Consider the following 25,582-nt stretch of genomic DNA (forward strand, 5'->3'; position numbering starts at 1 on the left):
CCATGCAGCCGCCCAGTTTCATCGCGTTCACCGGCGTCGACCGCCTCGAGCTGCTGCCGGGCCTCAAGACGCTGTCGGCCCGCTATCCGATCGAGTGGGGCGTGCTGGTCGATCCGGCCCAGGAGGATGCCGCCCTGTTCCCGCCCGCCGCGATCCGCGACGCCCTGCTGGCCGCGCGCGACCTGCGCTGGGCGGCCCATGTCTGTGGCGAGGCGGCCAGGGCGATCGTGGCGGATCCGCTGCGCGCGCCCCCGCCGCCAGCGGGCGTCCAACGCGTGCAGGTCAATCACAGCTTCAAGGGCAGCACCCCGACCCAGGTCGCCGCCGCCCGCGACTATGGCCGCCGCCTGGGCGTTCGGACCGTGCTGCAATGCTCGGCCGCCTTCCCGCTGAACCAGCCCGGCGTCGACTGGCTGTACGACGTCTCGTTCGGCACGGGCGCAAGACCCGACCGCTGGCCCGCGCCGCCGCCGGCCGAGGGGCCGTTCTGCGGCTATTCCGGCGGCATAGGTCCCGACACCGTGACCGAGATCCTGGCTCGCATCGCCGCGCCCGAGGGCTCCCTCTACTGGATCGACATGGAGTCCGGCGTGCGCACCGACGGGGCTTTCGACCTGGCCAAGTGCGAAGCCGTCTGCCGCGCGGTCTACGGATGACCACCGCGCCAAGGCTGGTGATCCTCGACACCGATCCAGGAGTCGACGACGCCCTGGCCCTGCTCTATCTGCGCGCCAGACGGGATCTGCGGCTGCTGGCCATCACCACGGTATTCGGTAACGCCGACGTCGAGACCACGACCCGCAACGCCTTGTGGCTGCGCCAGCGCCTGGGCCTTGACGCGCCCGTCCATAAGGGCGCGTCAAAGCCCTTGAACCGGCCTCGCGGCCCCTCTCCCATCCATGTCCACGGCGAGAACGGCCTTGGCGACATCGACCTGTCCGGCCCCGTCCCGCCGCCAGCCGATCCAGGCGCGGCGCATCAGAAGATCGTCGACCTCGTCCGCGCCCTTCCCGGCCAGGTGACGATCGTCGCCATAGGTCCGCTGACCAACCTGGCGCTGGCCCTGAGCGTGGCCCCCGAGATCGCCGGCCTGGTCGCCGAGGTCGTGATCATGGGCGGCGCCTTCGCGCGGGGCAACGTCACCCCGTTCGCCGAGGCCAATATCCACAACGACCCGGAGGCCGCCGCCGAGGTGCTGGCCGCGCCGTGGCCCGTCACCCTGGTTCCGCTGGATGCGACCCTACCCTGCGTGCTGACCGACGCCGCCGCCCGGGACTTGGCCCAGACCGGCGAAACCGGCCGCTTCGTCCACGACCTCACCCGAGGCTACGCGGCCGCCTACGCCCGCCACGAAGGTCTGGGCGGCTGCGTGCTGCACGACGTCGCGGCCCTGGTCCGCCTGACCGACCCTGAACTGTTCAACGTCCGTTCGGCGCCGGTCTCGGTGATCCTGGACGGCGAACGTCTGGGCCAGACGGTCTGGTCCGAGCGAGGCCCGAGCCGCCAGGTCTGCCTGGACGCCGACGGCCCGGAGCTCGCGCGGCGTTTCCAACAGACGCTAGCCTAGATCCGAGCATCCGGTTTAGCTGGCGGACACGTCCCTATCGGAGCCGCCGATGCCGCTGCTTGCCCTGCTCGCCGCCCTGGCCCTGTCGCCCGCCGTCGAGGTCCCCGCTCAGCCGGCCCTGACCCAGGCGATCGCGGCGCGGGACACCGCCCTGTTCGACGTGATGTTCGCCGGGTGCGATCCGGCCGCCCTGACGGCCTTGGTCACGGACGACATGGAATTCTACCACGACAAGGGCGGGCTGATGGCCCACGACGCCTTCATCGCCGACTACGCCAAGAGCTGCGCGGCCAAGCGCGCCCCGGACGCCTGGCGATCGCGCCGCGAACTGGTGGCCGGAACGATGAAGGTCTACGCCATTCCTGGCTTCGGGGCGGTCGAGGAAGGCGCGCACGTCTTCTACGAGCGCAAGGGCGATGGCCCCGAGCGGCTGGCCGGCAAGGCGCGGTTCTCGATCCTGTGGAAGCTGGGGGCCGACGGCCAATGGCGCATGGCGCGGACCTTCAGCATCGACCACGCGGCCATCCCATAAAAAAGCGGCCGGCGCTCTCTCGCGCCGGCCGCTAGGGGGAGGCAGTTCGAGCCTGGCGACAGGGGTAAGGACCCGCCGCCAAGCCTTAAGTCCGACTAGAACCGCGCGGTCACGCTGGCGTAGACCACCCGGCCCTCGACATCATAGGTCGCCGAGAACGTGTTGTTGGAGGGGGCCGACGAGCCGACGATCGGCGGGTTCTTGTCGAACAGGTTGCGGACGCCCGCGGTCACCGAGAGGTCCTTGGTCACGTCATAGGCGCCGGTCAGGTCGAAGTAGCTCTGCGCCTTGATCACCGGGGTGGTCAGCGTCGCCTTGTCTGGGAACGCCGCGCCGAGGCGCTTGGGCAGCAGGTAGGTGTCGACCGTCACCTCGCCGATATAGCGGTGGCGCAGGCTGAGCGTCGCCGGGCCCGAACGCCAGCTGATGCGCGAGGCGCCCTTCCAGCGGGGGATCGGTTGGCCGCAGGTCGGACCGAACGAACCGACGCAGTAGTTCTTGGTCGCCGGCAGCGCCTGGACCGGCGTGGCGGTGAACTCGTCGGTGTAGGTCAGGTTGGTGCCAATATCGAACCGGCTGTCGCCGAACGGGCCCCAGGCCAGGTTGAAGCGGTAGTTGGCGTTGATGTCGACGCCCGAGGTCTTCAGCCCGCCGGTGTTGCCGTTGGTGGTGGTGACGTAGCCCGGCGCGGCGATCTGGCCGGTCAGGGGATCGCGGGTGATCGCCTTGCAGAACGCGCTGCTGGCGTCCTGGATCGTGTTGTAGCAAAGGCTCAGCGTGTTCGCGATGCCGCCGCCCAGGGGCGCGATGGCGCCGTCCAGGTTGATCTTGAAGTAGTCGACGCTGAGCGCCAGGCCGGGCGCGAAGCGCGGCTGCAGCACCACGCCGAAGGTCGTGGTGTCCGACTTTTCAGGACCGACATTGGGATTGCCGCCCGAGACCTGGCTGATGAAGGTGTTGGGCTGCACCGCCAGGCTGAAGACCGAGGCGGCCGGCACGCCGGTGGCGACGCAGATGGCGCGCACCGCGGCGGTCTGCTGGGCCGTCGGCTGACGGCTCGAGCAGGGGTCGACCGCCGAGGGGCCGCTGGTGGTGTTGCCGCCGAACAGCTCGCCCACGTTCGGCGCGCGGATGGCGTGCTGGAACTGGCCGCGGAGGGTGACGTCGGAGATCGGCGCGTACTCGCCGCCCACCGAATAGGTCCAGACGCCGCCGACGCCGGCCAGGTCGTAGTCGGAATAGCGGAAGGCGCCGTTGACGCTGGCGCGTTCGCCCAGCGGCGAATCCTTCAGCAGCGGCACGCGGACTTCGCCATAGACTTCCTTCACCGACTCCGAGCCTTGGGTCGGCTGCGCGGCGTTGAAGCCGGAGACGTCGCCGGAGGCCAGGAAGCTGTCGGGCACGAACCGCGCCGAGGCCTTGCGGTATTCGGCGCCGGTGCTGAAGTCGATCGGACCGGCCCAGGTGTCGAACAGCTCGCCGGCCAGGCTGGCGGCCAGGACCTGCTGCGAGGATTCGGTGTAGTTGGTCGACGCCACCGCGATCGAGCTAATGCCCTGCGGCGACAGGTTGGCGCCGAAGATGTTGAGCAGCGGCGCGGCGCCGTTGACCGACAGCAGGCCGGCCTGGACCTTGCTCAGCGAGATGGCCCCGCCGGAGGTGCTGGTGTCGGTGGTGCGCGTGTAGGTGTAGTAGGCGTCGTACTTCAGGTTTCTCAAATAGCTGTCGGAGACGCTGCCGAGGTCGCCGCGCAGGCCGATCGCCGACCGGAAGGCCGAGCGGTCGGAGGTATTGGTGCGGTTGCCGATCTCCGGGACGCGCCGGTTGATGTTCAGGATCGCCAGGCCATCGCCCGCCGTCGTGGTCAGGGACGACGTGCCGTTGGTCGCCCGAACCGTGCCGACCTCAAGCTGGTCGAGCTGGCGCAGAACGTCCTGAAGCTGCGGCGTCAGATAGGGGTTGTTGACGTTCAGCAGGAAATTGCCGCCGAAGCCGCTGGGCGCCAGCTGCATCGAGACGCGGTTGTTGCTGTAGTTGGCCTCGGCGTAGCCGGTCACGTGCGCGTTGAACTCGTAGTGGCCGGACATGTTGGCCAGCCAGCGGCGCTGCGGGATGACGATGTAGTTGGCCGGGGCCAGATCGTAGTCATCGCCCGGCGTCGTCGCCGGTCGGGCCACCTTGCCGGCGTTGTCGAAGGTGAAGCCGCGCGATCCCAGGCCGCTCAGGCCCGCGGCCGCCAGGGCGGCGGTCAGCGAAGAGCTCGAAGGCGAGCCGACCGTGACGAAGCGACCGTTCGGAATGGTGCCGCTGCCGCCGAAGATCAGGCCCGGGCGGCCGCCGGCCGTCAGACAGGTCTGACCGGACGGAACGGCCATGGGCGTCCCAGGCCGCGTGTCGCTGTAGCTGGCGGCGGTGACGCAGCCGTCGGCCATGGTGGGCATGGCCCAGCCGCCGCGGTCGGCGCGCGAGTAGCCCCCACGGTCCAGGTAGTTCAGCGCCACGACGACATTGCCGCGATCGTCGGCGAAATTCGTGCCGAACGTCAGGTCCGCCGTGTAGGTCTTGGTCTTGGTGTGGGTGTCCTGGCGGGCCTCGGCGGTCAGCTCCACGCCCTGGAAGTCGTCCTTCATGATGAAGTTGACGACGCCGGTGATGGCGTCCGAACCGTAGACGGCCGAGGAGCCGCCGGTGACCGTCTCGACGCGCTTGATCAGCGCGGCCGGGATCGTGTTGATGTCGGTGGTCTGGTCAGGCCCGGTGATCGTGAAGCGGCGGCCGTTGACCAGCACGAGGTTCCGCTGCGCGCCGAAGCCGCGAAGGTTCAGCGTCGCCGTGCCGCCCGGCACGGTGTTGGCCGTCGGGCCGTTGTTTTGCGAGCCCAGGAACTGCGGCGTGTCGTTCAGCAGCGTCTCGACGTTCTGCGTGCCCGACAGGCCGATCTCCTCCGAACCGATCACCGTGACCGGGGTCGGGGCCTTGAACCCGCGCGCCGACAGGCGCGAGCCCGTGACGACCACTTCGGTGACGGTTTGGTCTTCGGCCGGAGCCGGCGTCTGCGTCTGCGTCTGCGTCTGCGCGATTGCCAGCGCTGGCACAAAAAGGGCGGCGGCCAGCGCCAGCGCGGTTTCGCAGCCCATGAATAGACGTTGTTTGTGGTTGGCGCTCATCGTCCCCTCCCGAAGGTACCGCTATCATCTGCGGCCGTTTTCATGACGCTAAAGAGAAATTCCGATATGTGCAATAGCTGTCCACAAAATGATACGACTGCGATAGTCGAAACGGCGAGGCGCTGAAGCGTCCGCATGGTGGCTTAGGAGGCGGCTTTGACGGTTCTGGATCTATCCCGACGCGCTGTGCTGATGGCGGCCCTGGCCGCGCCCGGCCTCGCCGAAGCGGCCGACGACTGGGCCAAGGCCCGCGCCATCCAGCGATCCGTCCACTTACCGGTATTCCCCTCGCGAGTCTGGAACATCGTGGCGGCCGGCGCGATCGAGGACGATGTCGAGGCGACCAGCGCGGCGATCGCCAAGGCCATCGCGGCCTGCGCGGCGGCCGGCGGCGGGCGGGTGCTCGTGCCGGCGGGCCGCTGGCCGACCGGCGCCATCCGCCTGCGCAGTCGCGTCGAGCTGCATCTCGCCAAGGGCGCCACCCTGGTCTTCAGCACCGATCCGGCCCGCTATCCGATCGTCGCCACGCGCTGGGAGGGGGTAGAGCTGATGAACTATTCGCCGCTGGTCTTCGCCGACGGCGAGCACGACGTGGCGATCACCGGGCGCGGCGTGCTGGACGGCCAGGGGCCGGCCTGGTGGTCGTGGAGCAGTGGTCCGCAGTTCGGCTGGCGCGCAGGCATGCCCAACCAGCGCAAGGCCCGCGAAGCCCTCTTCGACATGGCCGAGCGCGGCGTGCCGGTGGCCGAGCGCGTCTTCGGCGAGGGCTCGTACCTGCGGCCGATGATGGTGCAGTTCCAGAACTGCGCGAACGTGCTGGTCGAGGGCGTGACCCTGCGCGATGCGCCGTGCTGGACGCTGCATCCGGTGCTGTGCCGCAACGTGACCGTCCGCGACGTCACGGTGATCGGCCATGGCCCCAACACCGACGGCTGCGACCCGGAGTCCGTTGACGGCATGGTGATCGAGCGCAGCACCTTCGACTGCGGCGACGACTGCATCGCCATCAAGTCGGGCCGCAACGCCGACGGCCGTCGCCTGGCCAAGCCGACCCGCAACATCCTGATCCAGGACTGCGTGATGAAGGATGGTCACGGCGGGGTGGTGATCGGCAGCGAGGTGTCCGGCGGGGTCGAGAACATCTTCGTCCAGCGCTGCCACATGGACAGCGAGGGCCTGTGGTACGCCCTGCGCTTCAAGAACAACGCCATGCGCGGCGGGGTCATCCAGGACATCTACGCCCGCGACATCACCGTCGGCCGCGTGGCCCGGGCGGCGATCATCTGCGACTTCAACTATGAGGAAGGCGCGCGCGGCGGCTTCACGCCGGTGCTGCACAGGGTCCGGATCGAGCGGATGCGGGCCAGCGCCGCCGCCCAGGTGCTCGACCTGCAAGGCCTGCCCGGCGCGCCGCTGGGCGACATCGTGCTCAGCGACTGCCGCTTCGACGGAGTGACCAAGCCCAGCGTGGTGACGCACACCCACGGGCTGAGACTGGAACGCGTCACGGTCAACGGCCGGCGCGTTCCCTCCCCCGCCCTGCTCAGCGCGCCACCGACCTGACGTCGACCCAGTCGAAATCGGCCACGCCCGGCTCTACCTGGGCCGGATCGCCATAGCTGAACAGCGCTGGCCGCGCGCCCTTCCACCAGCTGAAGCGCGGCAGGATCCCGCCGCCCATGTCGACGAAGGTGCGGCCGCCGTCGCGGCTATAGCTGTAGTTCGCGGCCTGGTCCGCCACGGCCACCCGCAGGTCGACCACGCCGGCCGGCAGCGCCGGTCCCAGGGTGTCGACGCCCCGCAGCGAGAAGACGACGCGGTTCTGGCCGTCCTTGCGGATCACGCCGATGGCGCCGATCCCCGCGCCGAACATGGCCAGGCCCGCCCGCTGCCCCTCGACCAGGCCCCTGGCGTCGAGGCGCGCGGTGATGATCGCCGAACGGCCCTGCAGTGACTGGGTCAGGGTGTTGCGGGCGCTGACCAGATTGACCGCCGGCCCGCCCGTCAGGCGCAGGAAGCCGGGCCGCGCCGTCAGGCTCCAGCGTTGGTCGTCGGGATTGTGGTTCCACTCCCACTGCGGTCCCAGCCTGGCGGTCGAGAAGCCGTCGGAGGTCCGCGGCGAGACCGCCGGGAAGCGTTTGCCGACGTCGGGCATGACGTGCTGGGCGACCGGTTGGCCGCCCGGCGCATCCGGGCCCGCGCCGGGGATCGGCTCGCCGATGAACGGCCAGTCGTCCTTCCAGACCACCGGCTGCAGGTGGACGATGCGGCCATAGGCGCCGGCGCTGTTGAAGTGGATGAACCAGCCCTGGCCGGAGGGCGTCTCGACCCACCCGCCCTGGTGCGGGCCCTTCAGGCCGCTTTTGCCCGGAACCAGCACTTCGCGGTGCTCGTAAGGCCCCCAGATCGACCTGGACCGCATCACGGCCTGCGGCCCGGTCTCGACCCCGCCGATCGGCGCGAAGATGTAGTACCAGCCGTTGCGCTTGTAGAGCTTCGGCCCCTCCAGCACCGGCAGGGCCTTGGCGTCCTCGACGATGACCTTGCCCTCGTCGAGCACCGACTGGCCGTCCGGGGCCATGCGATGCAGCACCAGGGGCCCCGCGCCGACCTTGCCGTGGACGAGATAGGCCTGACCGTCGTCGTCCCAGAAGGGGCACGGATCCTCGAGGCCCGGCCCAGCCACCACCGCCACCGGCGGGGTCCACGGCCCATCGACCTTGGCCGCGGTCGACATGAAGATCCCCTCATAGGGGGTGGCGAAATAGACGTAGAACTTGCCGTCGTGGTGGCGAATCGACGGCGCCCAGACCCCGCCGGCATAGCGCTGGCCAGAGGTGCGCAGGTCGCGCGGCATCCGCGCGCCGGCGTCGTTGGTCGGCACGGGTCCCGGCAGATCGTATTCCGGCGCGAACGGCAGCTTGGGCAGGACGTGGCCGGCGATCGTCCAGTGGACCAGGTCCTTGGACGTCAGGATCGGCACACCCGGCGAGAAGTGGAAGCTGGACGCCACCAGGTAGTAGGTGTCGCCGACGCGAATGACGTCGGGGTCCGAATAGTCGGCCGGCAGGATCGGGTTGCGATAGACCGCCGCCGCCGATGGCTTCGGCGCGGCGAGCGCCGGCCCGGCAAGAACCAGAGCCGTCGCCGCCAATAGTCCCAGCCGTTTCACGCGCATCACAAGCATCCCGCTAGAACGATTGGGTGGTGGTCTCGTCGATCCGGCGATCGGGCAGCCAGCGACTGCCGAACGACCGGAAGCCGGTCACCTGGTCGAGCAGGAAGCTTGGCCCCTTGGGCAGGCGCAGCCGGAAGAGATCGATCTCCTCGACATCGTTCAGCCAGAAGGCCGGACGCGCGTCCGCCGCCTCGGTGACGATCTCGACGTTGCTCATCTCGATATTGCGGGCGTGGCGGATGAAGAAGCCGTTGGCCGGCAGGTCGCCGAACATGTCCGGGTCCGGATAGGCCTTGTCGGCCTCGGGCGGCCGCCGCTTGGCCAGCTCGGCCGAACCGCCGCCCATGGAGTGGAAGTAGACGTCGCTGATCTTGACGTCCTCGACCGGGTGACCGGCCACGCCGGCGATGATCGACGGCTGCGGCGTCGCGCCATGGCTGATGATGTTCTGGATGGTGATCCGTCGCAACTTGCCCACCGGAACGCCGGCCGGACCGCGCATCCGGCTGCCCAAGCGCAGGAACAGCGGCGGGAAGCCCAGGCCCCGCATGGTGATGTTGCTGATGGCGATGTCTTCGGTCAGCGCCCCGTCCATCGTCTCCAGCGCGATGCCGTAGCAGTGGTCGAACACGCAGTTGGTGATGGTGACGTTCTTGAAGCCGCCGTTCGACTCCGTGCCCAGCTTGATGCGGCCATAGCCGTGGAAGCCTGGCGGCATCTTCTTCCAGGTCCCGTCGATCACCGAACCCATCTCGTAATTGCCGGTCAGCAGGCAGTCGGAGATCGTCAGGTTCTCGGTGGGACGGGCATAGCCCAGCGCGAACGAGCTCTTGGGACAGATGCCGTCGTCCCACGGCGAATTGATCGTGCAGTTGGTGACGCGCACATTGCGGCAGCAGTCGATGTCCAGGCCGTCGCGGTTGGTGTCGACGATCAGATTGTCGATCGTCATGTTGTCGACGCCGGTGGCCAGCAGCGCGAACCAACCGCCCTGCAGGATCTTGAAGTCGCGCAGCAGCACGTTGCGGCAGTTCTTCAGGGCGATGGCCTTGTCGCCAACGCCGGGGCCGGAGATGTCCGGCGGATCGTCGGGGAAACGGTGGCCGCGGGTCAGGCCCTTGCCCCAGATCAGGCCCGTCCCGACGATGGACACGTCGTGCAGCCCCTCGCCGAAGATCAGGCTGTTGTTCCAGTGGCTGTGGCCATAGTCCTGGAAGGCGTTGCCCGCCCCGGGACCCGGGTCGTCATAGCCGTTCGGCGCGACGCCATTGGGCGCGGCGGCCAGGATCACGGCGCCCTCGCCCAGGTGCAGGGTGATGTTGCTCTTCAGGCGCAGGGTGTAGCAGGCGTAGGTCCCGGGCGGGAAATGCACCACGCCGCCGCCCAGCGACGCCACGTGGTCGATGGCCTTGTTGATGGCCGGCGAATCGATCGTCGCCCCGTCGCCGACGGCGCCGAAGTCGCGGACGCTGAACAGGTGTGGCGCGGGTCCTCGCGCGGGGCCGGCCGGCGTCGCGGCGCGGGCGGCATGGGGTGGAACCAGTGCGGCGCCGCCGAGCATGGCCCCCAGCATCAGCCCTCGTCGATCCATCGTCATCACGCCCTCCCACTGCCCGTTCCTCGGGTCTGGCGGGAGACAAGCAAGCCGATCGCGATGGTGTCAACGACATTTTGTTACCGGTAGCATCGACAATGCCAGCGTTGGCGCCCTATCGTGCCAGCGCTGGCCATGGCAGTTCGCGATCCTTAATCGCGGCGCCGAAAGGCCGTGGGGGAAACTGATGAGGATCGATCCGGCCGCGAGCATGGCTGTGACCATCGACGACGTCGCCAGAGCGGCGGGCGTCTCGATCCGGACCGTATCGCGCGTGCTCAACGACTCGCCCAAGGTCGGCGACGAGACCCGCCTGGCCGTCCAGGCGATCATCAAGGATCTCGGCTACAGCCCCAGCTCACGGGCCCGCGCCCTGGCCTCGGGCCGCTCGTACCTGATCGCCGTGGTGCAGGACGATCCCAACGCCCACGTGATCGGCGTCCTGCAGCGCGGCATCGTCGAGGTCTGCTCGCAGCACGGCTATGAGCTGGTCGTCCACCCGGTGCGCTTCAGCGACCCGGACGTGGCCCTGGACATCGAGCGGTTCGTGCATAGCTCGCGGGTCGACGGCCTGATCGTCCTGCCGCCCACGTCCGAGATCGCGGCCATTCCCGAACGGCTGTCGGCGCTCGGCGTACCCGCGGTCGGCATCGCCTCGATCGAGACGCCGCACTATCCCAGCATGCTGATCAGCCAGGAGCGCGCGGCCACCGGCGAAATGGCCCGCCACCTTCTCGACCTGGGCCACCGGCGCATCGCCATGATCGAAGGCCCGCCGCACTTCCGCTCGGCGCGGGAGCGCAAGGCCGGCTTCCTCGCGGCCCTGACCGCCTCGGGCCTGCCGCTGGAGGTGGAGCTGCGTCCGGGCGACTACGGCTTCGAGAGCGGCCTGGCCGCCGCCGAGTCGCTGCTCGCGCTGGAGCGCCCCCCCACCGCGATCTTCGCCTGCAACGACACCATGGCCGCGGCGGTCGTCAAGACGGCGCGCGAGGCTGGCGTATCGATGCCCGACCAGCTCTCGGTCGCGGGCTTCGACGACGCGGACCTGGCCTCGATGATCTCGCCCAGCCTGACGACGATCCGCCGTCCGCTGCGTGACATGGCCAAGACCGCGACCGAGCACCTCCTGATGATGATCAACGAGCGTAGAGCGACCATGCCGCCCAAGTCCGTGGGTCTGAGCCTGATCGTTCGACGATCGACCGCGCCTGTCCGCGCCGTTTGAAAGTTCGGCCGACCCGGTCGCTTCCACGACGGCCACGCTCTCCGTCCCTTCGGATCAAAAGGCCTGCGTCGCACCGCGAGGGCCTTGCGTACATCGTCGGCTCGAGGCAATTTACTTGCATAACAATACGAACGTGACCTGAGAGGCGGCGACGGCTCCAGGGCTGAAAGACCCGTCGCGTCAGGAGGAAGCCATGCGTCCAAGCCCCCCCGAGCGTGTCGCGGAATATCGCCGCCTGGGCTGGTGGCGCGGCCGCACCATCGACCAGTTGTTCTCCGAAGCCGTCCGCGCCCGCCCCGACGAGGTCGCGCTGGTCGACGCCCCCAACCGCATGGCGCTCACGGACTCGGCGGCGCAGAGCCTGACCTTCCGGGAAGCCAACGCCCGCGTGGATACGCTGTGCCACGTACTGGCCGACCTGGGCGTGGGGCGTGGCGACGTCGTCTCCACCCAGTTGCCCAACATCGTCGAGGGCGTGCTCTGCTTCCTGGCCTGCGCGCGGATCGGCGCGATCCTCAGCCCGCTGGCCATGACTTATCGCGCCCACGAGCTGCGCCAGATCCTGCCCAGCATCGACCCCAAGGTCGTGATCACGCTCGACCGCTTCCACGGCTTCGACCACGGGGCGATGATCGCCGGCTTGCGGGCGGAAGGCGCGACGTCCGCCCAGCTCGTCACCCTGTCGGAAGGCTCGACCAGCGGCGCGCACAGCCTGACGGACCTTTCCGCCAAGGCTTCTCCGGAGCCTTTCGCTTCGCCCGCCGACCTCGACGCGGCCGAGGCCCTGACCATCTGCTGGACCTCGGGCACCGAGGCCATGCCCAAGGGCGTGCCGCGCCACCACGACCACTGGGTGGTCAATGGCGAGGCGCTGGTCGAGGCCGCCGGGCTGCGGACCGGCGACGCCATCCTCAACCCCTTCCCGCTGATCAACATCGCCGCGATCGGCGGCATGGTGATGACCTGGCTGCTGTGTCAGGGCCGCCTGGTCCAGCACCACCCCTTCGACCTGCCGCTGTTCCTGCGACAGATGCAGGACGAGAAGATCGCCTACACCGTCGCGCCGCCGGCGGTGCTGACCATGCTGCTGCAGAACGAGGCGCTGCTGGCGAACCTGGACCTCTCCAACCTGCGCTGCATGGGCTCGGGTTCCGCGCCCCTGCCGCCATGGATGGTGCGCCGCTGGCAGGAACAGTACGGCGTGACGATCATGAACGTCTTCGGCTCGAACGAGGGCGCGTCCCTGTTCTCGACGGCCGCCGCCATTCCCGATCCCGAGCAGCGGGCCATGTACTTCCCCCGCTTCGGCGCGCCGGGCGTCGACTGGCCGGCCGAGTTCCCGGGCAAGATCCGCACCCGCCTGGTCGACCTGGCCACCGGCGAGGACATCGTCGCGCCCGGCCGCGAGGGCGAGTTGCGGATTTCCGGGGCCATGACCTTCGACGGCTACTGGAACGCGCCGGACCTCACCAAGGCCGCCTTCGACGAACAGGGCTTCTTCCGCACGGGCGACCTGTTCGAGATCGCGCCCGACACGGACGATCGCTTCTATCGCTTCGTCGGGCGCAGCAAGGAGATCATCATCCGCGGCGGGCTGAATATCTCGCCGGCCGAACTGGATGGGCTGATCGAGAGCCACCCCGCCGTCCGCGAGGCCTGCTGCGCGGCCTATCCGGACGAGCGCCTGGGCGAACGCGTCTGCGCGGTCGTCGCCCTGCGGCCGGACCAGACGCTGACGCTGGAGGACCTCACCGCGCACCTGAGGTCGCGCGAGCTGGCCACCTTCAAGCTGCCGGAGAAGCTGCGCATCGTCGACGCCCTGCCCCGCAACGCCTTGGGCAAGGTGGTCCGGCGCGATCTCGCGGGCGTGGCGGCTACTTAAGCCCATTGGAGACTTGCATAACCGCACCTGTTCCGCGACGCTGATCAGCGATTAGTCACGGTCAGGACGCGGAGTAATGGGCGCGCCGAAATTCATCAGGACTTGCTCGATCTGGCGCGCGTTGGAGGTGGTCGGTGACACGGCGGTGCTGCTGATCCTCGAGGCCAACTGGATCGGCGCGCGACGCTTCGACGACCTGCGCGACCGCACCGGCCTGCTGCAGTCCAAGCTCAGCGACCGCCTCAAGAAGCTGGTGGCCGCCGAGGTGCTGGAGAAGAGCGCCTATTCGACCCATCCGCCGCGCTACGAATACCGGATGACCCGCAAGGGCCTCGACCTCTACTGGCCGGCGCTGATGATGCTGCGCTGGGAGCGGCGCTGGTCGACCAACCCCGCCAAGCTGCGGCTGAACCTGCGCCACCGCACCTGCGGCCACCTGTTCGAGCCGGTCCCGACCTGCCTGAAGTGCGGCGACGAGATCAATCCGCGCGAGGTCGACTGGGCCGAGGGGCCCGGCGTGGGCTGGATGGTCCCGCTCTACAGCCGCCGCCGCCAGCAGCGCGGCGCGGCCGAGGAGTCGTCCAGCCTGATGGTCGACGTCGCCCAGATCACCGGCGACCGCTGGGCCAGCCTGGTCCTGCGCTCGATCTTCACGGGGCTAAGGCGCTTCGACGAGATCCATCGCGACACCGCCATGGCGACCAACATCCTGTCCGAGCGCCTGGCCTGGCTGACCGCCCAGGGCGTGATCCGCGCCCACGAACGGGCCGGCAAACGCTTCGAATACCGCCTGACCGAGAAAGGCCTCGACTACTACCCCGTCCTGCTGATGCTGCTGCAGTGGGGCGACAAGTATTACGTCTCGCCCGAGGGGCCGCCGCTGATCCTGCGCCACAAGGTCGGCGGGCACCTGCTGGAGCCGGCCGTGACCTGCTCGTGCTGCGGCCAGCCGGTCGAGCCGCACGACGTGTCGTTCGAGATCATCGAGGCCGAACAGCGGGCGCCAGAAATCGCAAATCGAGAACCGGCGCACTAAGACGCGTCGACCGTGGATTTCATACTTTCATAACGAGACTTACCGGGTTAGGGTTCTCCTCGATAGGGAGGAGACATGACGTATCGCGTGATCCAGTGGGCGACGGGCGCCATGGGCAAGAGCTGCCTGCGGACGGTGATCGACCACCCGTCGACGGATCTCGTGGGCCTCTATGTCTATGGCGAGGCCAAGGCGGGCCGGGACGCCGGCGACATCGCCCGGCGTGGCGCGACGGGCGTGCTGGCCACCCGCGACATCGATGAGATCCTGGCGCTGGACGCCGACGTGGTGATCCACGCCGCCCGCCTGGCCCCGCCCTACGGCTCGCACGACGCCGAGATCCTGGCCCTGCTGGCCAGCGGCAAGAACGTCATCAGCATCAACGGCTACAGTGATCCCAGCCACTGGGGCGACGCACGCCTCGCGGCCCTGGAAGCGGCCTGCGCCAAGGGCGGCTCGACCCTGATGGGCGCCGGGCTGAACCCCGGCTTCGCGGCCGAACAGCTGGCGGCGGTCGCCAGCGGCGTCTGCTCCGAACTGGACACGATCGAGGTGATCGAGAGCGTCGACTGCCGCGCGGTGCGCAGTCCGGACTATGCCTTCGGCGTGCTGGGCTTCGGTCTGGATCCGGCGACGATCGATCCCAACAACCCCGACTGGGGTCCGGCCTCGTCGCTGAATGGCATGTACGCCGAGGCGCTGTCGGCCCTGGCCAAGCGGCTGAACCTGACGCTGGAGCGGATCGACACCGATCACCGCGTGTTCGGCGCCTCCGAGGACCTCTCGATCGCGGCGGGTACGATTGCGCAAGGAACCATCGGCCACGTCAACTGGCGCTGGATCGGCCGCGCTGAAGGCGGCCGCGAGCTGATCATCTCGATCCACTGGTTCATGGAGACCGCGCATCTGGAGACCGAGGCCCCTCCCCTGTGGAGCGTGCGCCTGACCGGCCAGCCCAGCGTGCGCATGACCCTCGACCTGGACAAGCGCCCCGGCGACCAGACCCCGACCTCGGCCGAGCAGTGGGCCGTCGCCGGCAGCGTGATCAACGCCATCCCCCACGTCGTGGCGGCCCCGCCGGGTGTCATGACCCGCCCCCTGGCCACCCCGTTCGACGGAGCCTCGGCGCGAAGAGCCTGACCAGACGAGACTCACGTCGGCGCAATGATCGACGAGAAACGAAGGAGGAAACGATGAGCCATCAGGACGGTCCGCACGCCGGTCGCGTCGTCATCGTCACCGGGGCCGGCAAGGGTCTCGGGCGCGTCTATGCATTGGATCTGGCGCGCCAGGGCGCGGCGGTCGTGGTCAACAACCGCTGGGCCGTGCGTAGCGAGCCTTCCAGCGCCCAGCAGGTGGTCGACGAGATCCAGGCGCTCGGCGGCCGGGCGGTCGCCGATTTTGGCGAGGCCGAGAACCCCGAGACCGGGCGAGCCCTGGTCGACAAGGCGCTGGATGCCTTCGGTCGCCTCGACGCCGTCATCTCGAACGCCGGCGTGCCCCAGACCTGCCGCCTGCACCGCCAAAGCCCCGAAGCCTTCCAGTCGATCTTCGACATCAACTTCCAGGGAGCGCTGAACCTTGTGCAAGCCGCGTGGTCGGTGCTGTCCGAGACCGGCTCGGGCCGCATCGTGCTGAGCGCCTCGTCCGCTGGACTGTACGGCGGCGACGGCATGGCGGCCTACGCGTCGTCGAAAGCGGCGCTGATCGGGCTGGTGCGCGGCCTGGCGGTCGAGGGCCGTCCGCGCGGCCTGCGGATCAACGCCATCGCCCCCTACGCGGCCACCGCCATGACCACGCCGCACCTGAGCAGCGCCCTAGCGCGGCGTATGGATCCCGCCGACGTGGCGCCGCTGGTGTCGTGGCTGGTCAGCGAGGCGTGCGACGTCTCGGGCCAGACCCTGGTCTCCGGCGGCGGACGCCTGCGCGCCGCCTATTCGGTGGAAGGCCCGCCGGTGGCGCTCGACGACGATATCGGCGCGGCGGTGGCGCGCGCGCTCACGGCCGAGCCGCGAGAAACCTATGGCGACGCCCACGCGGCGTTCGCCGCCTTCATGGACGAGCGGCCGACGGCCTGAACCCACAACAATCGGCGGCCCGCGAGCCGCCCCGGCGAGGAGACGAACATGGTCTACATACTTGGCGGCTGGCAGACCGATTTCGCCAGCAACTGGGCCCGGCGGGACATGGATCTGGCCGACGCCTTCAGCGAGGTCGTAGGCAAGGGTCTCGACAACGTCGGGCTGGATCCAAAGGACATCGAGACAGGACACGTCGGCAACTTCGTCGGCGAGCTGTTCGCCAGGCAGGGCCTGCTGGGCGGCTTCTTCGGCCTGGTGCATCCCGACTTCGACGGCCTGCCGACCGCGCGCCACGAGGCCGCCTGCGCCTCGGGCAGCGTCGCCATCCTGGCGGCCACCGCCGAGATCGAGGCCGGCCGCTACGACCTGGCCTGCGTGGTCGGGCTGGAGCAGATGCGCAATGTCGGCGGCCAGACGGCGGCCGAGTATCTGGGCGCGGCCGCCTGGACCGGTCACGAGTTCGGCGACGCCACCTATGTCTGGCCCCGGGCCTTCTCGGATCTGGCCGAGGAATATGAGCGCCGCTACGGCCTGAAGTACGAGCACCTGATGCGGATCGCGGAGATCAACTTCGCCAACGCCAAGCGCAATCCCAACGCCCAGACCCGGCAGTGGGCCTTCAACGACAAGAGCTTCACGGCTGACGACGAAGCCAATCCGGTGGTCGAGGGCCGCACGCGCAAGCAGGACTGCGGTCAGGTCACCGACGGCTCGGCCGTGATCTTCCTGGCCTCGGAAAAGCGCGCCGCCGACTATGCGGCCAAGCGGGGCGTCCCGCTGGAGAGCCTGCCCCGGATCAAGGGCTGGGGTCACCGCTCGGCGCCGATCTCCTACTCCGCCAAGGTCCGGGCCAGCGCCGATCAGGAGTACGTGTTCCCGCAGGTGCGTCGCGCCATTGAGGACGCCCGCCGCCGCGCCGGCGTAACGGACCTTGGCCAGATCGACGTGGTCGAGACCCACGACTGCTTCACCACCACCGAATATATGGCCATCGACCATCTGGGCCTGACCGCGCCGGGCGAGGCCTGGAAGGCGATCGAGGCCGGCGACATCGAGATCGGCGGCCGCCTGCCGATCAACCCCTCGGGCGGGCTGATCGGTCTGGGTCACCCCGTCGGCGCCACCGGCGTGCGCATGGCCCTGGACGCCTTCAAGCAGGTCACGGGCCAGGCCGGCGACTACCAGGTCGAGGGCGCCAAGACCTGCCAGACCCTCAACATCGGCGGCTCGACCACCACGACCGTCAGCCTGGTCGTCGGAGTCTGACCATGGACCAAGCCGTGCTCGATAAGACGCTGGCGCCGTTCCGCCCCGCCGAGCTGATGCCGATCGGCCTGGACGTGACGCACCGCGACGACGGCGCGATCCTGATCGCATCGCGCGTCCCGCTGGCGACCTACAACGCCAACCTGCCCGACGCCTTCGCCGAGCGCGCGGCGACCAGCGGCGACAAGGCCGCCCTGGCCTTCCGCGAGGGCGAGGCCTGGCGCTACGTCTCCTATGCCGACCTCAAGCGCGACATGGACGCGGCGACGCAGTGGCTGCTGGGCGCGCCCGCCGGGCCGGTGCTGATCCTGGCCCCGAACACCGCCGCCTTCGCGGTGATGACCTTCGCCGCCCAGGCCTCGGGCCGGGCCGTCTGCCCGGTCAGCGTCACCTACGCCGCCCTGGGCGGGGACTTCGGCCGGCTGGCCCACGTCATCGCCAAGGTCCGCCCGGCCGTGATCTTCGCCGAGGACACCCGCGCCTGCGCCGCCGCGCTGGAGCACCTGGACCTGGGCAAGGCGGTGATCGTCACCACCAACCCGGCCGACCTCTCCAAGCCCTCGATCGCCTATGCCGACCTGCTGGCCACGGCGCCGACGCCAGCGGTGGCGGCCAGCATCGCGGCGCTGAAGCCCGACGACCGCGCCGCCCTGATGCTGACCTCCGGCTCGACCGGCCTGCCCAAGGTGGTGCCGATCACCTTCCGGAACCTGGCGGCCAACAGCATCCAGTGCATGCAGACCATCGGCAAGGCGGCCGGCTGGGACAATGTCATGCTGGACTGGCTGCCCTGGCACCACGCCGCCGGGGCCTTCGTCCTGCGCGCCACCCTGCTGGAAGGCGGGACGCTGCATGTCGACGAGGGCAAGCCCGTGCCGGGCCTGTTCGACGCCTCGGTGCGGAACCTGCGCGACGTGTCGGTCCGCTACTTCAACAACGTGCCCCTGGGCTACGCCATGCTGGCCGACGCCCTGGAACAGGACGCCGTGCTGCGGAAGACCTTCTTCAAGGACATGCGCCTGATGCTCTACGGCGGCGCCGGCCTGTCCCAGACGGTCTATGACCGCATCCAGGCCATGGCCGTGCGCGAGACCGGTCATCGGATCATGATGACCAGCGGCTACGGCATGACCGAGACCGTCTCGGCCTTCATGGTCATCCACTTCGAGACCGACAAGGTGGGCCTGGGCCTGCCCGCGCCCGGCTCGCTGGTGAAACTGCAGCCCGTCGGCGACCGCTACGAGGTCCGGGTCAAGGGTCCGCAGGTCACGGCCGGTTATCTGGACGAACCGGAGAAGACGGCGGCGGCCTTCGACGAGGAGGGCTTCTACCGCACCGGCGACCTGGCGCTGTTCCACGATCCGAGCGATCCCGCCCAGGGCCTGGTGTTCGCAGGGCGCGCGGCCGAGGAGTTCAAGCTCTCGAGCGGAACCTGGGTCTATGGCGGCGCCCTGCGCGACGGCCTGCTCAAGGCGCTGTCGCCGCATGTCACCGATCTGGTCCTGTGCGACGACGGCCGGCCCTATCTGGGGGTAATGCTGTGGGCCAAGCCCGACGCGCCGCGCGCGCTTATGGAGGAAGGCCTGACGGCCTTCAACCGCAGCCAGTCCGGAGGCGCGGCCCGCGTGCGCCGGGCTCTGGTGCTGCGCGAGCCGCCCAGTCCCAACGCCCACGAGATCTCCGACAAGGGCACCATCAACCGCCGGGCGGTCATCGACCGTCGGGCCTCCGAGGTCGACCGCCTGTTCGCGGACGACCCCGACGCCGAGGTGATGGTCGTTTCCTGACAAGGCGGCGGCGCGTGGACCAAAGCTCGCGCCGCCAATCACTTTCATAAAAAGATGCGAAGGGCGCGCCGCGGCGCGCCGAACGGGGGAAGGCGATGCCTGACTATATTCTCATTCCGCTGGTGAACGCCGGCGTGATCCTGGCCGTGTTCGTGACCGCCTGGGCCATCTGCGTGGCGATGCGCGACGTCACGCCCGTCGACAGCCTTTGGGGCCTGGGCATGGGCGTCGTCGCGGTCGCGACCTACCTGCAGACCGGCGGCGGCACGCAGCGGCGGATGGTCATGACCGGCCTCTGCGTCGCCTGGGCCCTGCGCCTGGGCGGCTACATGCTGTGGCGCTGGCGCGACCACGGCCCCGACGGCCGCTATGTGCGAATGCTGGCCAAGGCCAAGGAGGAACGCGGCTGGGGCTTCGCCCATGCCGCCTTCCGCATGGTGTTCATGCTGCAGATGCCGCTGCTGTGGATGGTCTGTCTGCCCGTCCAGCTGGGCCAGATCGCCGACACGCCAACGCAACTGGGCGTCCTGGGCCTTGTCGGCGCGGGCCTCGCGATATTCGGCCTGCTGTTCGAGAGCCTGGCCGACTGGCAGCTGGTGCGCTTTAAGAAGATCCCCGGCAACGCCGGCAAGGTGATGGACAAAGGCCTGTGGCGCTACACCCGCCACCCCAACTATTTCGGCGACGCCTGCGTCTGGTGGGGCCTGTTCCTGGTCGCGGCCGAGACGCAGCTAGGCCTTGTCTCGATCATCGGCCCGATCTGGCTGGTCTTCACCCTGACCCGTTGGAGCGGCGTCCCGACCGTTGAAGGTCGCATGCGCCGCCGCAAGCCCGACTACGAGGACTATATGCGTCGCACCTCGGGCTTCTTCCCGTGGCCGCCCAAGCCGGTAAAGGCGGACTGAGCATGGCGCTGCCCCCTCACCTCCTCGATCGCCTGAAGGTTCCGGCGATCGCCGCGCCGATGTTTCTGGTCTCGGGGACCGACATGGTGCTGGCCGCCTGCCGGGCCGGGATCATCGGCTCCTTCCCCGCCAACAACGCCCGGACTCTGGACGACCTCGACGCCTGGATGAGCCTGATCGGCCGCGAGCTGCCGGCCGACGCGCCGCCGTGGGCGATCAACATCATGGTCCACCGCTCCTACGCCCGGAAGGACGAGGAGCTGGAACTGGTGCTCAAGCACAGGCCGCCGATCGTCATCACCGCCCTGGGCGCGCCCACCGGCGTGGTCGACGCGATCCACGGCTATGGCGGCCTGGTCTTCGCCGACGTCAACTCGCTGACCCATGCGGAGAAGGCGGCGGCGGCCGGCGTCGACGGCCTGATCCTGGTGGCCTCGGGCGCCGGCGGCCATACCGGCCCGATCTCCGGCTTCGCCTTCGCGCCGGCCGTGCGCGAGATGTTCGACGGGACCATCGTCCTGGGCGGCGGCATCGGCAGCGGCCGCGCGATCCTGGCGGCCCAGGCGCTGGGCGCGGACCTAGCCTATCTCGGCACCCGCCTGATCGCCTGCGCCGAGAGCATGGCCCAGCCCGGATACAAACAGATGCTGATCGAGTCGCGGGCCGAGGACATCGTCACCTCCGCGGCCCTGACCGGCATCCCGGCCAACTGGCTGCGCCAGAGCCTGCTGGCGGCCGGCTACGCCCCCGCCTCCCTGACGGGTCGCGCCGAGATCCAGCTGGGTCGCCCCGAGGACTCCGCCAAGCGCTGGCGCGACGTCTGGGCCGCCGGCCACGGCGTCGGCGAGGTCAAGGCGATCGAGCCGCTGGCCCAGATTGTCGAGTCCCTGGCCGCCGACTACGAACGCGCCCGCGCGACAGTGGGCGCCGGCCGGCGAGCTTGATAGAGAGGGCGGCGCGATGGCTATCGACCTTCCGCCGCCCTCGCCAGATACGGGACCTCATGGCCGAAGACAGTCCGCCGGAAACGATCTCCCCGCGCCCGCTGAACCAGTTGGTGCAGGCCAATTCGGCCACGCGGGCCCTGAACGTGGTGGGGGATCGCTGGACGTTGATGATCCTCTATCTGGCCTTCCAGCGGGTCCGGCGGTTCGACGATTTCCAGGCTCGCATCGGCCTGGCCCGCAGCCTGCTGACCGATCGCCTCAAGCGCCTGCAGGCGGCCGGCGTCATGGTCCGCACGCCCTATGCCGAGCGCCCGAACTGGTTCGAATACCGGCTGACCGAGATGGGTCGCGACCTTTATAGCGTCGCCCTGGCGATCATCGGCTGGGAGAAGCGCTGGTTCTATGACCCGGCCAATCCGGGCCACCGCCTGCGCCACAGCTGCGGCGCGGAGTTCACGCCGGTGCTGGCCTGCGGCCATTGCGGCGAGGCCCTGACCGTCCGCAACGTCATTGTCGAGCCAGGCCCCGGCGCGGGATACGAGCCCTCGGCCCCGCCGCGCGCGCAGCGTCGGTCGATCGTCCCGTCGGAGGGGCTGAACAAGGGCAATCCGATGCTGGACCGCGCCTTCCAGGTGCTGGGCGACCGCTGGACCAGCCATGTGATCGCCTCGGCCTTCGCCGGCCGGCGGCGGTTCGGTGATTTCCAGGAGGCGCTGGCCATCGCCCCCAACATCCTGACCGACCGCCTGGGACGGCTGGTCGAGCTGGGCATCCTGCAACGCGTTCTCTATCAGACCCGGCCCGAACGCTGGGAGTACCGCCTGACCGACGAGGGCAAGGATCTGCACCCGCTGATCATCGAGCTGAACCGCTGGGGCGACCGCTGGCTGGCGACCGAGGCCGGACCGCCGAAACTCATGCGGCACCGCACCTGCGGCGCGGTGCTCGACCCGCGCATGATCTGCGATCAGTGCGGGGGCCCGGCCGACCTGACGACCGTCCGGCCGCCTACCTAGCGAGCGACGGGACGGCCGATCATTTCCTTGACCTCGGCCGAGAGCGGCTCGCCGTTCTTCATCGCCAGGCTGAGGCGACCGTCGAAATATTCACGCCACTCGCACACCTTGTCGCCCCGGAACTCCAGGCTGCCGGCATAGGGAATGGCGATGTGCTCGCCGGTGTGGAACCAGAACTCGTCGACGCCTTCCATGAACAGGCGATGGTCGTTCTCGGCGTGGTCGAAGATCCGCCAGTGGTTGGTCTTGATCTTGGACGCCATGGCCACAAGCACCTCGCGCATGGCCGCCTTGCCGCGGATCGCCGGGGCGAAGCCGCCCGAGTTGCGCCAGACGATGTCGTCGGTGACGTGGACGAGCACGCCCTCGACGTCCTGACGACGCCAGGCGGCGATGATGGCTTCCAGAACCGGGTAGAGACGGGCCATGCCAGCGCCCTCCGCTGAAGTGATGGGAAGAAGGGCAAGGGCCGCGCCTAGGCCCACGAGATCGCGTCGCGCCAGGCCGCTCATCCGACGGCCTCCCGACCGATCAGAGCATCCACTTGGGCGGTGAACGGCTCGCCGGCCTTCTGCTGGCCGATGACGCCGAGATCGACATAATCACGCCAGCCGGTGATCAGACCGTCGCGGAAATCGAGAACGCCGGCATAGGGCACGGCCATGCGCTGGCCGTCGGTCGTGCGGTAGTCGTCGACGCCCTCCAGGAACAGGCGGTCGGCCGTCTCGGCGTGGTTGAAGATCCGCCACTGGATGTCGTGCATGTCGCTCTGGAACTTGACCAGCAGCTTGCGCGCCGCCGCCTTGCCCCTGATCGGCGGCAAGGCCGGCGCGGCATAGTGCCAGACGATGTCGTCGGACATGTAGCTCAGCACCTTGTCGACATCCTTGCCCTGCCAGGCGGAGATGACTTCGGTCAAACGGGAGTACAACGCGCCCATCGGCCCCTCGAAAACAGGGCGCCGGACAGCCCCAAGGCCGCCGGCGCCAGGACAGGAAGTTAGAACTTGGTGGAGAGCTCGACGCCGAAGGTGCGCGGGGCGCCAAACGACGACACCGCATCGCCCAGGATGTCGATGATGTTGGTGCGGTAGACCTTGTCCGTCAGGTTGCGCCCCCAGACCGAAACCGCCCACGGCTTGTCCGCCGGCGACAGGCTGATGCGGCCGTCCAGCAGACCGTACGGCTTCTCGTACTGGACCGTGTCGGGCGCCCAGAACATCTTGCCCTGCTTCTTGTAGGCCAGCTTGAAGTGCAGCGCGTCCTCCAGCCCGAAGGCCGCGGTCGTGTATTCGGCGCTGGCCGACAGCTGGTACTTCGGCGTCCGCTGCATGAAGTTGTCGTTGTACGAGATCTTGGTCACCGGATCGACGAAGTCAGTATATTTGGCGTCGAGGATCGAGCCACCCAGCGCCAGGCGCAGGCCCCGCATCGGCGCGATCTGGAACTCCGACTCGACGCCCTTGATCTCGGCGGCGCCGGCGTTGGAAATCACGTTGCACAGGCAGGTGCCGTCGGTGCGCTGCACCTGCAGATCGGTGTAGTCCATGAAGAACACCGAGGTGTTCCACCGCGCGCGGCGGTCCATGAACTCCCACTTGTAGCCGGCTTCGTAGTTGGTGACCGACTCTGGCCGATAGGGTTGTTGCGCGGCGAAGGCGTTGGGCGCGTCGTTCTGGAAGCCGCCGCCCTTGAAGCCCACCGAGACCGTGGCATAGGCCATGAAGTCGTCGTTCGGGGTCCAGGTCAGGGTGGCCTGCGGGGTGACCTTCGACCACTTCTGGGCATAGGGCGTCAAGAAGCCGTTGGCGTCGGTCAGCGGGGTCAGAGGGGTCTTGTCATTGGGGTTCAGCTTGTCGCCCAAGGCGATGGCCCTGCCCTCCTGCGTGCCGCTCTTCTTGTCGCGCGTGTAGCGGACGCCGGCTTCCAGCTTCACCGTGTCCGTGAACTTGTAGCCGAGCTGGGCGAAGACGGCGATGTCGCGGTTCAGGCCGTGGTCATCCCAATAGCTTTCACCCGACAGCGCGCCCAGGACGGTGCTCTCGCCCCAGAAGCGGTTGGTCTGACGCACCTTGTTGTGCAGATAGAAGCCGCCGACGATCCAGTCGAAACGGCTGTTGTCATAGTGCGAGGTCAGACGAACTTCCTGGGTGAACTGGGCGATGTCCTCGACGAAGTTCACCGGCTCGGCGAACAGCAGCGGGGTGATGACGCCATAGCCGTTGGTCGGACCGACGCCCGACTGATCGTAGAGCGTGAACGCCTGGCCGCCGCGATAGCCGGTCACCGAGGTGAAGCCGACATCCGGGAAGATGTCCTTGTCGATCTTCAGGATGAAGCTGGCCGACTCGTGCTGGACGCGCTGGCGGGTCGGAGCGGCGTCGCCCTTGAACTGCGGCCACATCGGCAGGCTCTCGCGGATGGAGAGACCGCCGCGCAGGGCGGCGATGGCCAGGCGGGCCTTGTACCAGGGCGCGAAGCACTGGGCCGGCGTGGTGCAGGTCGTCTCGCCCATGCCCACGCGGTTGGGACCGTTGCTGGTGTCCCAGTTGTAGTCGGCGATGAAACGGACGCGCAGGTCGCTGCCTTCGGGCCTGTAGAGCAGCTGGCCGCGGATCTGCTTGGAGTCCAGGTCCTCCAGATCGACGTCGTGGAGAATGTCCTTGGCGTAGCCGGAGTGGTTGATCGTCTGGAACGACAGGCGGCCCGCCAGGGTGCTGGTGATCGGACCGGTCACGTGGCCGGTGGTCTGTTGCAGGTTGTAGTTGCCGAAGGTCACGGCCACCTGACCGCTATAGTCGAACTGTGGCGCCGCCGAGATGACGCTGATCGCGCCGCCGGCGACGTTCTTGCCCAGCACCACGCCCTGCGGACCGCGGATCAGCTCGACCCGGTCGATGTCGTAGAAGGACGTATTCAGATTGCCCGAGCGGCTGACATAGACGTCGTCGACGAAGGTCGAGACCGACTGGTCGGCGGTCGGGGCCGACAGGCGCGTGTTGACGACGCCCCGGATGTTCAGTTCCAGCGCCTGGGGCGAGTTCTGGGTGAAGGACAAGCCGACGGTGGCGTGGCCCAGGTCCTCGGAATTCATGATCTTGTCGCGCGCCAGGGTCTCGCCGCCGACGGCCGAGATCGAAAGCGGGGCCTGCTGCAGGTTCACTTCGCGCTTTTGCGCGGTGACGATCAGTTCCTCGAGGGTGTTCTGCGGCGCGGTCTGGTCGGCCGAAGCCGCGAGCGCGGGCGCGCCCAGTCCGACGCCCGCGATCAGCGCGATGATGGAAGCGGATCTCTTGAGATGCATGTCATTCCTCCCCGGGGACCTGCGCCGATCAATCGGTCTTGGAGTCCCTTGTGTTGATGACCGGGCAAGCCCGGGTGGTTGCGGCTCGAGGGGGTG

Annotated in this window: 20 protein-coding genes; 14 read left to right on the plus strand and 6 right to left on the minus strand. The window is 68.8% G+C overall.

Going from position 1 to position 25,582, the window contains the following annotated elements:
- Positions 1–2: 2 nt before the first annotated feature.
- From AC07R7_RS02710 to AC07R7_RS02720, 3 genes are read left to right on the plus strand one after another with little or no spacing between them, the layout of a single operon-like run.
- Positions 3–656, plus strand: a complete 654-nt coding sequence (locus tag AC07R7_RS02710) for a phosphoribosylanthranilate isomerase (RefSeq protein WP_494634049.1) — start codon at positions 3–5, stop codon at positions 654–656.
- Positions 653–1,567, plus strand: a complete 915-nt coding sequence (locus tag AC07R7_RS02715; RefSeq protein ID WP_494634050.1) for a nucleoside hydrolase — start codon at positions 653–655, stop codon at positions 1,565–1,567. The genes AC07R7_RS02710 and AC07R7_RS02715 overlap by 4 nt, the downstream gene beginning before the upstream one ends.
- Before the next feature lie 49 nt (positions 1,568–1,616).
- A complete protein-coding gene (locus AC07R7_RS02720; RefSeq protein ID WP_494634051.1) occupies positions 1,617–2,099 on the plus strand; it encodes a nuclear transport factor 2 family protein in 483 nt (160 codons plus the stop codon).
- A 95-nt stretch (positions 2,100–2,194) separates the two neighbouring features.
- Here AC07R7_RS02720 and AC07R7_RS02725 read toward each other — a convergent pair whose 3' ends face one another.
- Complete coding sequence (locus AC07R7_RS02725) at positions 2,195–5,266, minus strand: TonB-dependent receptor domain-containing protein (RefSeq protein ID WP_494634052.1); 3,072 nt, start codon at positions 5,264–5,266, stop codon at positions 2,195–2,197.
- Between the two features lie 156 nt (positions 5,267–5,422).
- Between AC07R7_RS02725 and AC07R7_RS02730 the strand changes: the two genes are divergently transcribed.
- Positions 5,423–6,829, plus strand: coding sequence for a glycoside hydrolase family 28 protein (locus AC07R7_RS02730; protein ID WP_494634053.1), 1,407 nt, complete (start codon positions 5,423–5,425; stop codon positions 6,827–6,829).
- Here AC07R7_RS02730 and AC07R7_RS02735 read toward each other — a convergent pair.
- Both AC07R7_RS02735 and AC07R7_RS02740 read right to left on the minus strand, forming a co-directional pair.
- Positions 6,810–8,444, minus strand: coding sequence for a glycoside hydrolase family 43 protein (locus AC07R7_RS02735; protein ID WP_494634054.1), 1,635 nt, complete (start codon positions 8,442–8,444; stop codon positions 6,810–6,812). The genes AC07R7_RS02730 and AC07R7_RS02735 overlap by 20 nt on opposite strands.
- 13 nt (positions 8,445–8,457) lie before the next feature.
- Positions 8,458–10,041 carry a rhamnogalacturonidase gene (locus tag AC07R7_RS02740; RefSeq protein ID WP_494634055.1) on the minus strand — a complete coding sequence of 528 codons (1,584 nt, stop codon included), beginning with the start codon at positions 10,039–10,041 and terminating at the stop codon, positions 8,458–8,460.
- Between the two features lie 184 nt (positions 10,042–10,225).
- Between AC07R7_RS02740 and AC07R7_RS02745 the strand changes: the two genes are divergently transcribed.
- From AC07R7_RS02745 to AC07R7_RS02790, 10 genes are all read left to right on the plus strand, one after another.
- Complete coding sequence (locus AC07R7_RS02745; protein ID WP_494634056.1) at positions 10,226–11,263, plus strand: LacI family DNA-binding transcriptional regulator; 1,038 nt, start codon at positions 10,226–10,228, stop codon at positions 11,261–11,263.
- Positions 11,264–11,456: 193 nt separating this feature from the next.
- On the plus strand, positions 11,457–13,145 hold the full coding sequence (locus AC07R7_RS02750; protein WP_494634057.1) for a class I adenylate-forming enzyme family protein: 1,689 nt from the start codon (positions 11,457–11,459) through the stop codon (positions 13,143–13,145).
- A 76-nt stretch (positions 13,146–13,221) separates the two neighbouring features.
- Complete coding sequence (locus AC07R7_RS02755; RefSeq protein WP_494634058.1) at positions 13,222–14,181, plus strand: winged helix-turn-helix transcriptional regulator; 960 nt, start codon at positions 13,222–13,224, stop codon at positions 14,179–14,181.
- A gap of 75 nt (positions 14,182–14,256) precedes the next feature.
- Positions 14,257–15,321 (plus strand): NAD(P)H-dependent amine dehydrogenase family protein, encoded by a 1,065-nt coding sequence (locus AC07R7_RS02760; RefSeq protein ID WP_494634059.1) that lies wholly within the window; start codon positions 14,257–14,259, stop codon positions 15,319–15,321.
- Positions 15,322–15,374: 53 nt separating this feature from the next.
- On the plus strand, positions 15,375–16,259 hold the full coding sequence (locus AC07R7_RS02765) for an SDR family NAD(P)-dependent oxidoreductase (protein ID WP_494634060.1): 885 nt from the start codon (positions 15,375–15,377) through the stop codon (positions 16,257–16,259).
- 48 nt (positions 16,260–16,307) lie between these two features.
- Positions 16,308–17,528 carry an acetyl-CoA acetyltransferase gene (locus AC07R7_RS02770; RefSeq protein WP_494634061.1) on the plus strand — a complete coding sequence of 407 codons (1,221 nt, stop codon included), beginning with the start codon at positions 16,308–16,310 and terminating at the stop codon, positions 17,526–17,528.
- A gap of 2 nt (positions 17,529–17,530) precedes the next feature.
- Positions 17,531–19,315 (plus strand): AMP-binding protein, encoded by a 1,785-nt coding sequence (locus tag AC07R7_RS02775; RefSeq protein ID WP_494634062.1) that lies wholly within the window; start codon positions 17,531–17,533, stop codon positions 19,313–19,315.
- 95 nt (positions 19,316–19,410) lie between these two features.
- The gene (locus AC07R7_RS02780; protein ID WP_494634063.1) at positions 19,411–20,220 is read left to right on the plus strand and encodes a DUF1295 domain-containing protein; all 810 of its coding nucleotides are present in this window, start codon (positions 19,411–19,413) and stop codon (positions 20,218–20,220) included.
- 2 nt (positions 20,221–20,222) lie between these two features.
- Complete coding sequence (locus AC07R7_RS02785; RefSeq protein WP_494634064.1) at positions 20,223–21,164, plus strand: NAD(P)H-dependent flavin oxidoreductase; 942 nt, start codon at positions 20,223–20,225, stop codon at positions 21,162–21,164.
- 59 nt (positions 21,165–21,223) lie between these two features.
- On the plus strand, positions 21,224–22,183 hold the full coding sequence (locus tag AC07R7_RS02790) for a winged helix-turn-helix transcriptional regulator (RefSeq protein WP_494634065.1): 960 nt from the start codon (positions 21,224–21,226) through the stop codon (positions 22,181–22,183).
- Here AC07R7_RS02790 and AC07R7_RS02795 read toward each other — a convergent pair.
- From AC07R7_RS02795 to AC07R7_RS02805, 3 genes are all read right to left on the minus strand, one after another.
- A complete protein-coding gene (locus tag AC07R7_RS02795) occupies positions 22,180–22,611 on the minus strand; it encodes a nuclear transport factor 2 family protein (RefSeq protein WP_494634066.1) in 432 nt (143 codons plus the stop codon). The two genes, AC07R7_RS02790 and AC07R7_RS02795, sit on opposite strands and share 4 nt — an antisense overlap.
- A gap of 80 nt (positions 22,612–22,691) precedes the next feature.
- A complete protein-coding gene (locus AC07R7_RS02800) occupies positions 22,692–23,123 on the minus strand; it encodes a nuclear transport factor 2 family protein (RefSeq protein ID WP_494634067.1) in 432 nt (143 codons plus the stop codon).
- A 59-nt stretch (positions 23,124–23,182) separates the two neighbouring features.
- Positions 23,183–25,486, minus strand: a complete 2,304-nt coding sequence (locus AC07R7_RS02805; RefSeq protein WP_492883041.1) for a TonB-dependent receptor — start codon at positions 25,484–25,486, stop codon at positions 23,183–23,185.
- Between the last annotated feature and the right edge of the window lie 96 nt (positions 25,487–25,582).

It is taken from the genome of Caulobacter sp. GW821-FHT05F04, assembly GCF_059419665.1.